At 72.1% G+C, this 11,938-nt stretch carries 13 protein-coding genes; 6 read left to right on the top strand and 7 right to left on the bottom strand.

The features are described from left to right. The first annotated feature begins 25 nt into the window (after positions 1–25). From AABN02_RS04800 to AABN02_RS04775, 6 genes are all read left to right on the top strand, one after another. On the top strand, positions 26–1,369 hold the full coding sequence (locus tag AABN02_RS04800) for an NAD(P)/FAD-dependent oxidoreductase (RefSeq protein ID WP_338413777.1): 1,344 nt from the start codon (positions 26–28) through the stop codon (positions 1,367–1,369). Beyond that, positions 1,366–2,343 carry a Rid family hydrolase gene (locus AABN02_RS04795; protein ID WP_338413776.1) on the top strand — a complete coding sequence of 326 codons (978 nt, stop codon included), beginning with the start codon at positions 1,366–1,368 and terminating at the stop codon, positions 2,341–2,343. Before AABN02_RS04800 ends, AABN02_RS04795 begins: the two co-directional genes overlap by 4 nt. Then, on the top strand, positions 2,340–3,188 hold the full coding sequence (locus tag AABN02_RS04790; RefSeq protein ID WP_338413775.1) for a MipA/OmpV family protein: 849 nt from the start codon (positions 2,340–2,342) through the stop codon (positions 3,186–3,188). The genes AABN02_RS04795 and AABN02_RS04790 overlap by 4 nt, the downstream gene beginning before the upstream one ends. Further along, a complete protein-coding gene (locus AABN02_RS04785) occupies positions 3,181–3,936 on the top strand; it encodes a lysophospholipid acyltransferase family protein (RefSeq protein ID WP_338413774.1) in 756 nt (251 codons plus the stop codon). The genes AABN02_RS04790 and AABN02_RS04785 overlap by 8 nt, the downstream gene beginning before the upstream one ends. Positions 3,937–3,956: 20 nt before the next feature. Continuing rightward, the gene (locus AABN02_RS04780; protein WP_338413847.1) at positions 3,957–4,742 is read left to right on the top strand and encodes a glycosyltransferase family 2 protein; all 786 of its coding nucleotides are present in this window, start codon (positions 3,957–3,959) and stop codon (positions 4,740–4,742) included. A gap of 140 nt (positions 4,743–4,882) precedes the next feature. After that, on the top strand, positions 4,883–5,830 hold the full coding sequence (locus AABN02_RS04775; RefSeq protein ID WP_338413773.1) for a hypothetical protein: 948 nt from the start codon (positions 4,883–4,885) through the stop codon (positions 5,828–5,830). Here AABN02_RS04775 and AABN02_RS04770 read toward each other — a convergent pair. From AABN02_RS04770 to AABN02_RS04740, 7 genes are read right to left on the bottom strand one after another with little or no spacing between them, the layout of a single operon-like run. Then, complete coding sequence (locus tag AABN02_RS04770; RefSeq protein WP_338413772.1) at positions 5,754–7,142, bottom strand: cation:proton antiporter; 1,389 nt, start codon at positions 7,140–7,142, stop codon at positions 5,754–5,756. The two genes, AABN02_RS04775 and AABN02_RS04770, sit on opposite strands and share 77 nt — an antisense overlap. After that, positions 7,139–7,861 (bottom strand): 3-oxoacyl-ACP reductase FabG, encoded by a 723-nt coding sequence (fabG, locus tag AABN02_RS04765; RefSeq protein WP_338413771.1) that lies wholly within the window; start codon positions 7,859–7,861, stop codon positions 7,139–7,141. The genes AABN02_RS04770 and fabG overlap by 4 nt, the downstream gene beginning before the upstream one ends. After that, positions 7,858–8,331 carry a hydroxymyristoyl-ACP dehydratase gene (locus AABN02_RS04760; protein WP_338413770.1) on the bottom strand — a complete coding sequence of 158 codons (474 nt, stop codon included), beginning with the start codon at positions 8,329–8,331 and terminating at the stop codon, positions 7,858–7,860. Before AABN02_RS04760 ends, fabG begins: the two co-directional genes overlap by 4 nt. Continuing rightward, positions 8,328–9,167: a beta-ketoacyl synthase chain length factor gene (locus tag AABN02_RS04755; protein ID WP_338413769.1), complete on the bottom strand. Its 840-nt coding sequence runs from the start codon at positions 9,165–9,167 to the stop codon at positions 8,328–8,330. Before AABN02_RS04755 ends, AABN02_RS04760 begins: the two co-directional genes overlap by 4 nt. Then, the gene (locus tag AABN02_RS04750) at positions 9,167–10,354 is read right to left on the bottom strand and encodes a beta-ketoacyl-[acyl-carrier-protein] synthase family protein (protein ID WP_338413768.1); all 1,188 of its coding nucleotides are present in this window, start codon (positions 10,352–10,354) and stop codon (positions 9,167–9,169) included. Before AABN02_RS04750 ends, AABN02_RS04755 begins: the two co-directional genes overlap by 1 nt. Continuing rightward, positions 10,351–11,091 carry a class I SAM-dependent methyltransferase gene (locus tag AABN02_RS04745; RefSeq protein ID WP_338413767.1) on the bottom strand — a complete coding sequence of 247 codons (741 nt, stop codon included), beginning with the start codon at positions 11,089–11,091 and terminating at the stop codon, positions 10,351–10,353. Before AABN02_RS04745 ends, AABN02_RS04750 begins: the two co-directional genes overlap by 4 nt. Next, positions 11,088–11,900, bottom strand: a complete 813-nt coding sequence (locus tag AABN02_RS04740; RefSeq protein WP_338413766.1) for a polysaccharide deacetylase family protein — start codon at positions 11,898–11,900, stop codon at positions 11,088–11,090. The genes AABN02_RS04745 and AABN02_RS04740 overlap by 4 nt, the downstream gene beginning before the upstream one ends. Positions 11,901–11,938 lie beyond the last annotated feature (38 nt).

Below are 11,938 nucleotides of genomic sequence, written 5' to 3'. Positions count from 1 at the left end.
CTCGTCTTATCGACCGCCTTCCGCCATGACCAAGCTGCCATCACCTTCTGATCCGATCGACGGACGCGCAGTCCGGCGCTGCGATGTGCTCGTCATCGGCGGTGGTCCAGCCGGCTCCACGCTCGCCACCCTGCTCGCCCGCCAGGGACGCAGCGTCACCGTGATCGAGAAAGCGCACCACCCGCGCTTCCACATTGGCGAATCGCTGCTGCCGGCGAACGTCTCGCTGTTCGACGACCTGGGCGTGCGCGCAGAAGTCGAAGCGATCGGCATGCCGAAGTGGGGCGTCGAGTTCGTGTCCCAGGACCACGCCCACCGCAGCTACCTCGAATTCGGCGACGCGCTCGACAAGTCGATGCCCTACGCGTGGCAGGTGCGCCGCGCCGATCTCGACGAGATCCTGTTCCGCAACGCCGCCAACGCGGGTGCGGTAGCGCTCGAAGGCCACCGCGCCCGAGGCGTCGAGTTCGACAGCGATGGCGCCAACGTCGAGATCGAGTCAGACGATGGCGCTCGGCAGACCTGGCGCTGCCGCTATGTCGTCGATGCAACAGGCCGCGACACGCTGCTCGCGAACAAGTTCAAGTCGAAGCAGAAGCACCCGGATCACGCGAGTTCGGCGCTCTATGGCCACTTCCGCAATGCCCGCCGCCTCGAAGGCAAGCAGGAAGGCAACATCACGATTCTCTGGTTCGCGCACGGCTGGTTCTGGTTCATCCCGCTCGCGGACGGCACGACGAGCGTCGGCGCGGTCGCGTGGCCGCACTACATGAAGTCGCGCAAGAAGCCGGTGCTCGAGTTCTTCCGCGACACGATCGCGATGTGCCCCGAACTCGCGGACCGGTTGAAAGACGCCGAACTCGTCGACGACCTGGTCCACGCCACCGGCAACTACTCGTACACCGGCTCACACTGCACCGGCGAGCGCTACGCCATGCTCGGCGACGCCTTCGCCTTCATCGACCCAGTGTTCTCCTCGGGCGTCTACCTGGCGATGCAGAGCGCCTATGCCGCGCTGCCGCTGGTGGAGGCGTCGCTCGACAAGCACCCGTCGTCCTGCACGGTGGAGCGCGCGGCGTTCGAGCGCTTCATGCGCGCGGGGCCGAAGGAGTTCAGCTGGTTCATCTTCCGCGTCACCAACCCGACGATGCGCGAGTTCTTCATGGCGCCGGCCAACCCGCTGCGCATGCAGGAGGCGCTGCTGACGGTGCTGGCCGGCGACATCTACAGCAGCACGCGCTTTCGCGGCCCGCTGAATGCCTTCAAGAGCCTGTACTGGCTGGTCTCGCTGGCGCATCCGCTGCGCACGTGGAAGGCGTGGCGGCGGCGGCAGCACAACCTGCGCGATGTCGAGGTGGCCGCCGCGTGAGCCTGCAGTTCGAACGTCGGCCCCACAGCGCCGACCAGACCCGCACCGCGGGTGTCCTTCCGCTCGGTCAGCGCGACCTGCACCCGGGTGTCGCACAGGCCGGGCTGCCAGCCGTGCTGCATCCGGCCCGCGTGATCACCGAACGCTGGACCAGCGCCAGCCCGGTCCGCCACGGCCGCACCGGGCTGGTCTGCCACCAGGACGACGGCCAGTGGCTCTACGGCGAGGCCGTGGTGCCGATGCCGGCGACCGGCGTGGCGCTGCAGGCCCTGACGCACCAGCTCTACACCGACCTGTTCCGCACGCTGCGTGCACACGGCGGCCGGCACCTGCTGAAGGTCTGGAACTACCTGCCGCAGCTGAACACCACGCTGGACGGGCTGGAGGTCTACCGCCACTTCAACATCGGGCGCCAGCAGGCGTTTCTGGACGCGGGTGCGGCGGCCTTCGACGGCGCGCCGGCCGCCTGCGCGCTCGGCACGGACGGGGTACTGGTCTCGCTGGCCTTCCTCGCCGGACCGCAGGCGCCGCGCCCGGTCGAGAACCCGCGCCAGACCAGCGCCTACCACTACCCCGCCGACTACGGCCCGCGCAGCCCGACCTTCTCGCGCGCCGCGCTGGTCGCGCTGGTGCCGGGGCGGGAGACGCTGTTCGTCTCGGGCACGGCCAGCATCGTCGGCCATGCCTCGGTGCACCCGGGCGACGTCGTGCAGCAGACGCAGGAGACGCTGCGCAACCTGCGTGCCGTGCTCGACGCCGCCCACGCCGTGACCCCCGCCCGCTTCGCGCTGGAGCGGCTCGCGCACACCGTCTACGTCCGCCACGCCGCCGATCTGGACGCCGTGCGCGCGGTGTTCGAACAGGCCGTGGGCGCAGACTCGCCGGCCGCCCGCGGGGCGGTCTATCTGCAGGCGGATGTGTGCCGCAGCGAATTGCTGGTCGAGATCGAATGCCACGGAGAGTCCCCCCCATGAAGATGAAGTACACCGCGTTTGCCTGCGCCCTCACCGCGGCCCTGGCCGCCCTGCCCGTCCGGGCCGAACCGGAACCCGAGGGACCGCGCCGGCCGCTCTGGGAGCTGGGCATCGGCGCCGCCGCGGTGCAGCTGCCGGACTATGTCGGCGCCGACGTGTCGCACCGCTACCTGCTGCCGGTGCCCTTCATCGTCTACCGCGGCCAGTGGCTGCGCGCGGACCGCGAGGGCGCGCGCGCCGTGCTGATCGACGCCCCCGGCTGGGAGCTGACCCTGAGCGCCCATGCCTCGGCGCCGGTGCGCAGCCACGACAACCCGGCCCGGCTCGGCATGGCCAACCTGCCCGCGACCGTGGAACTCGGTCCGAAGCTCACCGCGCAGCTCTGGAACGCGGCGGACGGATCGGCCCGGCTGTACGCCAGCCTGCCGGTGCGGGCGGTCGTCGGTCTGACCCGCAGCACCCCCATGCTCGGCACCGTGGTGACTCCGACGCTGAATCTGGACCTGCCGCGCTGGTCGTCCGGCTGGAACCTGGGCCTGCAGGCCGGCCCGAAATGGGGCTCGCAGCGGCTGCACGCCCATTACTACGGCGTGACCGCGGCAGACGTGACCACCGACCGTCCCGCCTACACCGCCCGCAACGGCTACGCCGGCTGGCAAGCGCTGGCGGCGGTGTCGCAGCGCTTCGACCGCACGTGGATCGGCGCCTTCGTGCGCTACGAGCGGCTCGACGGGGCCACCTTCGCCGACAGCCCGCTGGTGCGCCAGCGCCAGGCGGTGTCGGCAGGCGTGGCGGTGGCCTGGTTGTTCGCCCACTCCGACGAGGAAGCCCGTTCGGATGACTGAGCAACGCCAACCCCCTCTGCCGCTGCGCCTGCTGCTGACGCCGTGGCTGCTGCTGGTGCTGTGCTGGCTCGGTGTGCTCTCGCTGGCCTGGAACCTGGTCGCGGTGGTGCTGCACCCACTGCTGCCGGAGGCGCGTGGCCGGACGGTCGGGCAATCGGGCGTGTCCTGGGTCTACCGGATCTTCTGGGCCAGCGCACGCCTGAGCGGCCTGCTGCGCATCGACAACACGGCGCTCGCCGCGCTGCGCGACGAACCGGGCGGCCTGATCATCGCGGCCAACCACCCGAGCCTGCTGGACGCGCTGATCATCATTGCCCGCGTGCCGCGCACGGTCTGCATCATGAAGGCCTCGCTGATGGACAACGTCTTCCTCGGCGCCGGCTCGCGACTGGCCCGCTACATCGCCAACAACTCGCCGCGGCACATGATCCGCGGCGCCGTCGAGCGGCTGAAGGCGGGCGACCACCTCGTGCTCTTCCCTGAGGGCACCCGCAGCCCTTCGCCGACCACGGTCCACCCGCTGATGCCCGGCATCACACTGATGGCCCAGCGCGCGGGCGTGCCGATCCAGACGGTGCTGATCGAGACCGACTCGCCCTACGCCGGCAAGGGCTGGCCGCTGTGGCGCCTGCCGCCGCTGCCGGTGGTCTTCCGCGTGCGGCTGGGCGAGCGCTTCGACCCCGACGCCGACCACGAAGCGCTGCGCCAGCGCCTGCAAGCCTATTTCTCGAAGGAACTCGCCCGGTGACCGTGACCACGCCTTCGTCTTTGCCTTTGCCCTCGCGCACCCACGCGGTGATCATCCCCAGCTACAACACCGGCGCCAAGGTGTATGAGACCGTGCGCGAGGCGCGCGCGCAGTGGGCGCCAGTCTGGGTCGTCGTCGATGGCAGCGACGACGGCACCGCCGACGGCCTGCGCGCGATGGCGGCGCAGGACGCGCAGCTGCACCTGATCGTGCTGCCCGAGAACCGCGGCAAGGGCGCGGCCGTGCTGACCGGCCTGCTCGCCGTGCGCGAGGCCGGCATCACCCACGCCCTGACCATGGACTCCGACGGCCAGCACCCCGCCGACCTGATCCCCGCCTTCATGCAGCGCTCGCAAGCGCAGCCGGACGCGATGGTGCTGGGTCGGCCGGTGTTCGACGCCTCGGCGCCGCTGCTGCGCGTGCGCGGGCGGCGCATCTCCAACGGCTGGACCGACCTGGAAACGCTGGGCGCGGGCATCGGCGACTCGCTCTACGGCTTCCGCGTCTACCCGGTGGCCGATCTGATCGCGGTGATGCGCCGACAGCCGTGGATGCGGCGCTTCGACTTCGACACCGAGGCGGTGGTGCGGCTGGCGTGGCGCGGCGTGGCGCCCCTCAACGTGGATGCGCCGGTGAAGTACCTGCGCCCGGAGGACGGCGGGGTCTCGCACTTCCGCTATGGGCGCGACAACGTGCTGCTGACCTGGATGCACAGCCGGCTGATGCTGGAATTCGTGCTGCGGCTGCCGTGGCTGGTGGCTCGCCGGCTGAGACGGCGTCCGCCGTTTCACCTGCTCGGACGTTGAGAACCGGTACCCCCCGCGGTTCCTCCGGGTCCAGAGCGTTCCAGATACCGAATTGCGGGAATCTTTCAGGTGCGCTGCTGGTCAGGTCGTTGCCCGGTGGGCACACTGGCAGTCCATCCACCCACGAGGTCCGAATGCGAATGAGCCGAGACACTGCCGATACCTCCCGCCGACGCGTTCTGGCCGCCGCCGCGCTTGTCCCGCTGCTGCCAGCGCTGGGGGCGCTGGGCGGCTGCGCATCGGCCCCGCTGTCGCCGATCGACGCGAAGGAAACCACCGATCCGGCCGCGCTGGCCCTGTTCAACGAGTGCGCCGCCGCCCACGGCCTGCCCGCCTGGCGCCGCGTGAAGGACCTCAACGTGAGCTACAGCGGCGAGTGGCGCCCGCTGATCGGCCGCATCCAGCCCGAACTCACCGACACCCGCTTCCGACGCAGTTCGCAGGAGCGGCTGCTGACCGCCGAGGGCCTGATCGCCCAGACCCACATTGGTCCGGGCGGCCACAAGCAGGTCGTGCGCCGCATGGGCCAGGGCACCGGCACCGGCGAGGTGCAGGTCTGGTACAACGGCCGCCCGACCACCGACGAGCCACTGCGCCAGGCCTCGGCGCTGGTGGCCGATGGCTACCGGCTCTTCCTGCTCGGCCCGCTGGCGCTGGTCGACCATCCGCTGGTGATGAAGCTGGCCGGGCTGGAGCAGGTCGGCGACTACGCCTGCGAGCGGCTGATGGTGCGGCTGGTGCCGGGGCTGGGTTTCTCGCCGGTGGAGCAGATCGTGCTGTGCATCGACCGGCGCACCCGGCTCGTGCGGCGCGTGCGCTTCACGCTGGAAGGGCTGGCGTCAACGCGCGGCGCGGTGGCCGAGGTCGATCTGTCGGACTTCCAGAACTTCCAGGGCATCGAGTGGCCGACGCGCTTCCAGGAGCGCCTGCGCAAGCCCATTCCGCACCTGCCGGTGCACGACTGGCAGCTCACCGGCCTCGACCTCAACCGCGGCTGGAGCGCCGCGGACATCACCGGCTCGCAGTTGGCAGGGGTGGCGAAGACGGCGGCGAAGGCATTGCCGGGGAGCAATCCGGTCCTGAGCTGAGCACCCGGTCGCCGCGCAGGGCCGGCAGCCAGCGGCGCAGCATCGGCGTGGTGACGATGGTGGAGAACACCGCCATCAGCACCAGCATCGTGAACACCTCGCGGCCGATCACGCCCAGGTCATGCCCGACGTTGATGATGATCAGCTCCATCAGCGCCCGCGTGTTCATCAGGATGCCGACCAGCTTCGCCGCTTGAGGCGATAGCCCGGCGACGCGGGCCGCCAGCGCGCAGCCGCCGAACTTGCCCAGCGTCGCCAGCGCGATCAGCAGGCCACACCAGCCCCAGGCCGCCCCGCTGGACAGCGCACCGATGTCGGTGCGCAGCCCCGTGTAGGTGAAGAAGATCGGCAGGAAGAACACCTGCACGAAGCTGCCGACCTTGAGCTGCCAGGCCTCGGCGAAGTCGCGCTGGCGGTGCAGCAGCACGCCGGCCATGAAGCCGCCGAAGATGGCGAAGATGCCAAGCTGGTAGGTGCACATGCCCATGGCGAACACCACGGCGATGACGACACCCATCAGCGTCGGGCCGAGCACGCCCCCGTCCGCGGCCATGCGGGCACGGGCGAAGCGCTCCAGCGGCGGGCGGATCACGAGCCAGGACAGCGCGCCGAACCCGAGTACCAGCGCCACCTCCCGCGCAAACGCACCGGCCGAAAACGCCGCCGTGCTCAGCGCCGTCACCAGCGCCAGCAGCAGCCAGCCCACCACGTCGTTGATCGCGGCGGCGCTGATGGTGATGACGCCCAGCGGCGTGCGGGTCAGGTCGAACTCGATCAGGATGCGGCCGAGGATGGGCAGCGCGGTGATCGAGAACGCCGTGCCGACAAACAGCGCAAACGCCAGCCGCGGCGCCCCCGCCACCTGGTACACCTCGGGCAAGCCCCAGGCGAAGGCGAAGCCCAGCCCGAACGGCGCCACCAGCCCCGCCAGCGCCACCCACCACACCGCGCGCCTGTTGCGCCGCTCCGAGAGGTGGCCGAAGTCGAACTCCAGGCCGATCTGGAACATCAGCAGCAAGAGGCCGATCTGCGACAGGATGGTCAGCGTCTGCGGCGGGCTGGAGCGGAAGACCAGCGCGAACAGGCCGGGCGCCAGCGCACCGAACAGCGAGGGCCCGAGCAGCAGCCCGGTGACGATCTCGCCCACCGCCGCCGACTGCCCCAGCCGCCGCGCCACCACCCCGCCCAGCCGCCCGGCCAGCACGATGACGACCAGCTGCATCAGCACCGAGAACAGCAGCGCCTCGCTCGCGTGGACACCCGCCGCGCGCGCCGCCGCCGATGCCGCTAGGGCGACCGATTCAACCGTCATCCGACCATCCCGCCATTGACCGAGATCACCTGCCCGCTGATGTAGCCGGCGTCTGGCCCGGCGAGGAAGGCGACCAGCGCGGCCACTTCGTCCGGCGTGCCGGCGCGCTTGGCGGGCACGAGCTGGGCGATGGCCTGGGCGTCGAAGGCGGCATCCGCCATCGCCGAGGCGATGATGCCGGGCGCCACCACATTGACCGTGATGCCGCGGCTGGCCAGCTCCATCGACAGCGCCTTGCTCGCCGAGTGCAGCGCGCCCTTGGCGGCGGCGTAGTTGACCTGCCCGCGGTTGCCGGCCACGGCGGCGACCGAGCTGATGCTGATGATGCGGCCCCAGCGGGTGCGGATCATCGGCAGCGTCAGCGGCTGGGTGACGTGGAAGAAGCCGTTCAGCGAGACGTCGATCACCCGGTGCCACTGCGCAGCGCGCATCCCCGGGAACACAGCGTCGTCGTGGATGCCGGCGTTGTTGACCAGCACCTGGACGGGACCGGCCTCCAGCACCGCGGTCAGCGCGGCGAGGCTGCCTTCGGCGTCGGTGACATCGAAGGCCACCGCCTCGGCCGAGCCACCCTCGGCACGGATCTGCGCGGCGACCGCCTCGGCCTCGGCCAGGCGGGTGTTGGCGTGGGCGATGACGTGCAGGCCGTCGCGGGCCAGACGCAGCGCGATGGCGCGGCCAAGGTCGCCGCTGGCGCCGGTGACGAGGGCTCGTTTCATGTCGGAATCTCGGGTTCGAGCACCACGGTCAGCCGGCCGTCGGCCACCGGCTGGCCACCGTGCGTGAGGGTGAAGGCGTAGAGCCACTGGCGCGCGTCGCCGGCCTGGCGCTCGGCGGTGATGGTGAGCGGGCCGGGCAGATCGTCGAGCCGCCAGCGGTGGAACTGCACCGACCGGGCGCTGGCGAGCATCCCGCCCCGCACGCCCGCGCCAGCGGCAGACCCGGACGCCGCTGCGATCAGCCCGCCGTGCAGCGCGGCAGCCTGCGCGGCGTATTCGATCGCGGCGGGCGCGAGCAGGCCACCCGCGCTGCGCAGCGGGTGGTCGGGCGCGGTGTGGCCGGTGGCGGTGCAGCGGATCGTCGTGGCGTCCCAGGCCTGCAGCGTGTCGAGCAGCGCCATGCGACCGGCGTGGGGGACGAGCGCGCGGATGCCGGCCGCGTCCAGCAGCGGCGCCGTGGCCGCACTCATGCCGGCACCACCTCGATCACCAGCACCAGCGGCGCTGCGGCGGCGATCACGACCGTGGCCGCCACGCCCCGGGCGAGTGCTTCCAGCAGCGGCAGCGCGCGCGCGGCGGGGATCTGCTGGCGCAGCGCCTCCAGCGCGGCGTCGCGGCAGGGCGTTTCGGGCGGTGCCTGCTCGGCCGGGCAGAGTGTCACGCACAAGGTCATCGCGTTCGCGGCGTCCGGGGTCTCGCCGGTCGGCACGGGCGCTAGCACCAGCGCCACACCCAGCGTATCGGGCAGGTGGCGCACCGTGTGCAGCGGCTCGGGGTAAGGCGTGTCGCTGGCGACCAGCAGCAGCGGCGTGCGTGCCGCGTGCACCTGCGCCAGCGCGGCGATCAGGCCGGCGCTGAAGCTGGCGTCGAAAGCGCACAGGCTGGTCGACGCGGCGCGGCTGCCCACGGCGATGTGCCAGTAGCCCGCGGGGGCGTTGTGGACCGAGTTGGTGAAGCGGGTCGGCGAGACCAGGCGGTCGGCGGGGTTCGGGTTGCCGAGCGTCTCGCACAGCGTGTGGCAGTTGTTGCCGTCGCCGCTGGACGAGGTGAAGACGCTGCCGAGCGTCTGCGGATCGGCGCCAGCGTCGGTGCAGGCGGCGTCGGCGACCGCCATGGCGATCTTGATCGCGGTGCCGGCACGGCGGCGCTCGGCCGCTGGCAGGCGCGGCGACGCCGGCACCACCGCAGGCGCCGGCCCATACGCCGCATCGCCCCGCAGCACCGCCTGCGCCGCCGCCCACGACACCAGCCCCGGCCCGGTCAGACCGACCCCGCGCACCACGACAGAAAGGGGCCGCACCGCCATCACGCCGCCCCCAGCACGAGGCTTGCGTTCGAGCCGCCGAAGCCGAACGAGTTGCTCAGCACCCGCTGCAGCGGCGCCAGCCGGTTCTCGGTCAGATAGGCCACCTGCAGCGCCGGGTCGCGCTCGCGCAGGTTCAGCCCGCCCGGCATCCGCCCGTCGCGCAGCGCCAGCAGCGAGAGCACCGCCTCGACACCGCCCGCCGCGCCCAGCGTGTGGCCGGTGGCGCCCTTGGTGGAACTGCAGGGCACGCCCGTGCCGAACACCGTGCGCACCGCGCGGTCCTCGGCGGCGTCGTTGTTGGGTGTGGCGGTGCCGTGCAGGTTGATGTAGTCGATCTGCGCGGGCGCGAGGCCGGCTTCGGCCAGCGCCTGGCGCATCGCGGCGATGGCACCGAGGCCTTCGGGGTGGGGTGAACTCATGTGGTGACCGTCGTTGCTCTCGCCGACGCCGAGCAGGTGGCCGGCCGGCGTCTGGCCCGGCACTGGCGCGCGCTCCAGCAGCGCGAACGCCGCCGCCTCGCCGAGCGAGAGGCCGCTGCGCCCGGCGTCCCAGGGGCGGCAGATCTCGGGTGAAAACAGTTCGAGGGACTGGAAGCCGTACAGCGTCGTCAGGCACAGGCTGTCCACGCCGCCGACGATGGCGGCATCGGCCCAGCCGGCGTCGATCAGCCGCGCCGCGTCGCCGAAGACCTTGGCGCTGGACGAACACGCCGTGGAGACCACCCAGCTCGGCCCGGTGATCCTCAGCGCGGTGCGCACGAAGTCGGCGATCGAGAAGGTGTTGTGGGTCTGTGCGTAGTGGAATCCGGGCTGCAGCGCGCCGTCCGCAGTGCGGTGGCGGTAGGCGAGTTCGGTCTCGAGGATGCCGGAGGTGCTGGTGCCGAGCAGCACGGCCACGCGGTGCGCCCCCCAGCGGGCGCGGGCGGCGGCCACGGCCGGGATAAAACCGTCCTGCTGCAGGCCGCGCCACGCCAGGCGGTTGTTGCGGCAGTCGAAGGCGGACAGGCCGGCGGGCAGGGCCACGGCGTCCAGCCCGTCGACGGCGCCGATCCAGCCGGGCAGCGTCACATCGTCGAACACGCAGGGTTGCAGGCCGGAGCGGCCGGCGGCCACCGCCTCGGTGTGCGCGGCGCAACCGGCGCCGAGCGCGGTGGTCAAGGTGGCGTGGGTGATCGGCAACGGGGTCATGCGGCAGTTCCTTGGCTGCGTTGCGCCACCAGCAGCACGTTGGCAAACGGCGTGCCCTGGCTCATGGGCCGCGCCTCGACGTCGAAGCCCAGCGTCTGCAGCTGCGCGATCCAGGCGGACAGCGGCCGGCCATGCGTCGGCGGCGCGACGTGGCCGCGCACGCTGGTCACCAGCTTGTCCACCCACTGGCTGATCGCGAAGCCGCGGCGCGCGCCGGCATCGCCCACGCGCAGCAGCAGCCGCCCGCCCGGCACCAGCGCATCGCGCACCCGGGCCAGCACCCGGTCCTGCGCCGGTACATCGACGTAGTGCAGCACGTCGAGGATCACCACCACGTCCGACACGGGCAAGTCCGCCGCGCACATGTCGCCGCAGACGAAGGTGGCCGTGTCGGCGCCGGCCAGCGCCGTGCGGGCCCGCGCCACATCACGCGCCATCAGCTCGATGCCGGTGAAACGGACGACACCGGCACCACGCGCCAGCAGCAGGCTGGCGAGCAGCCCCTGGCCGCAGCCGATGTCCAGCACCCGCGCGTCCGGCGGCAGCAGACCGGCCACGAGCAGGTGGCGGAAGACGGGGTCCATGCCGAGCTTGCCGCGGGCGAAATGCCAGGCAAAGCGGCCGGCGCGGCGGTAAGGGGCGCTGGCGCGGTCCAGCAGCGCCCGCCAGACGCCATCGTCGGCGGGGTCGCCCGCCAGCGTCACCGCATTCGGTGCAGAGTGGTGCATCGTGTTCATGGGGTTGTGCGCAGCCCTTCGGAGACGGTCACGGGCTGCAGCCCGGCGTCCCGGAACGCCGTCAGCAGCGCCGGCAGCACGGCCAGGATCACCGGCTGGCCATCGGGCAGGCGGGCGGCGTGGCCGTCGTGCAGCAGCAGGATGTCACCCGCTGCCAGCCCGCGCGTCAGGCGGTCGAGCACCTGCTGCGGATCGGCAGTGCGGGTGTCGAAGGCGCGGCGGGTCCAGCTCGTCAGCGTCAGGCCGCGCCGGTGCAGCACGGGCGCGAGGAAGGGATTGCGCAGCCCGGCCGGGGCGCGGAACAGCGTCGGCGCCTCGCCGGTCAGCGTGGTGAAGGTGGCCTGCGCAGCGTCGATCTCGCGGGCAAAGCCGCGGGGGCCGAGCAGCGAGAAGGTGTGGCGGTGGTGCTGGCTGTGGTTCTGCACGCTGTGGCCGCGGCGGCGGATCTCGTGCAGCAGCGCGGGGTGGGCTGCGGCGCGGTCGGCGATGCAGAAGAAGGTGGCCTTGGCGCCGGCGGCGTCGAGCTGGTCGAGCACGGCGGGGGTGACCTCGGGATCGGGGCCGTCGTCGATGGTCAGCGCCACCTCGCGCCGCGCGACCGCGGCGGGCGGCAGGCGCAGCAGGTTGGCGCCCAGCGCGGTAGAGCGTGGCCAGAGGCCACAGGCGGTGAGCACCAGGTGGTTCAGCGCCAGGGCCGCCAGCGCCCAGGGCCAGCGGGCGGGCGCGGTCAGCAGGAACAGGACGGCACCCAGGTGGAGGGCCGCGCTGGCTTGCAGCAGCGGCGGCAGCGGCCAGGGCGTCGGGGGCATCGAGGGAGATCGAAGCGGCGGCGACTTGACGGGCATGG

The organism is uncultured Sphaerotilus sp., assembly GCF_963924895.1.
Classification (GTDB): Bacteria; Pseudomonadota; Gammaproteobacteria; order Burkholderiales; family Burkholderiaceae_C; genus Sphaerotilus.
The sequence above is the reverse complement of the archived record's forward strand: the minus strand, read 5'-3'. Positions and strand labels throughout refer to the sequence as shown.

Bases quoted from the DNA above. Each gene is read 5' to 3' on its own strand.
- AABN02_RS04800 (WP_338413777.1), top strand. From the start codon at position 26: ATGACCAAGCTGCCATCACCTTCTGATCCGATCGACGGACGCGCAGTC.
- AABN02_RS04790 (WP_338413775.1), top strand. From the start codon at position 2,340: ATGAAGATGAAGTACACCGCGTTTGCCTGCGCCCTCACCGCGGCCCTG.
- AABN02_RS04785 (WP_338413774.1), top strand. From the start codon at position 3,181: ATGACTGAGCAACGCCAACCCCCTCTGCCGCTGCGCCTGCTGCTGACG.
- AABN02_RS04775 (WP_338413773.1), top strand. From the start codon at position 4,883: ATGAGCCGAGACACTGCCGATACCTCCCGCCGACGCGTTCTGGCCGCC.
- AABN02_RS04770 (WP_338413772.1), bottom strand. From the start codon at position 7,142: ATGACGGTTGAATCGGTCGCCCTAGCGGCATCGGCGGCGGCGCGCGCG.
- fabG (WP_338413771.1), bottom strand. From the start codon at position 7,861: ATGAAACGAGCCCTCGTCACCGGCGCCAGCGGCGACCTTGGCCGCGCC.
- AABN02_RS04760 (WP_338413770.1), bottom strand. From the start codon at position 8,331: ATGAGTGCGGCCACGGCGCCGCTGCTGGACGCGGCCGGCATCCGCGCG.
- AABN02_RS04755 (WP_338413769.1), bottom strand. From the start codon at position 9,167: ATGGCGGTGCGGCCCCTTTCTGTCGTGGTGCGCGGGGTCGGTCTGACC.
- AABN02_RS04750 (WP_338413768.1), bottom strand. From the start codon at position 10,354: ATGACCCCGTTGCCGATCACCCACGCCACCTTGACCACCGCGCTCGGC.
- AABN02_RS04745 (WP_338413767.1), bottom strand. From the start codon at position 11,091: ATGAACACGATGCACCACTCTGCACCGAATGCGGTGACGCTGGCGGGC.
- AABN02_RS04740 (WP_338413766.1), bottom strand. From the start codon at position 11,900: ATGCCCCCGACGCCCTGGCCGCTGCCGCCGCTGCTGCAAGCCAGCGCG.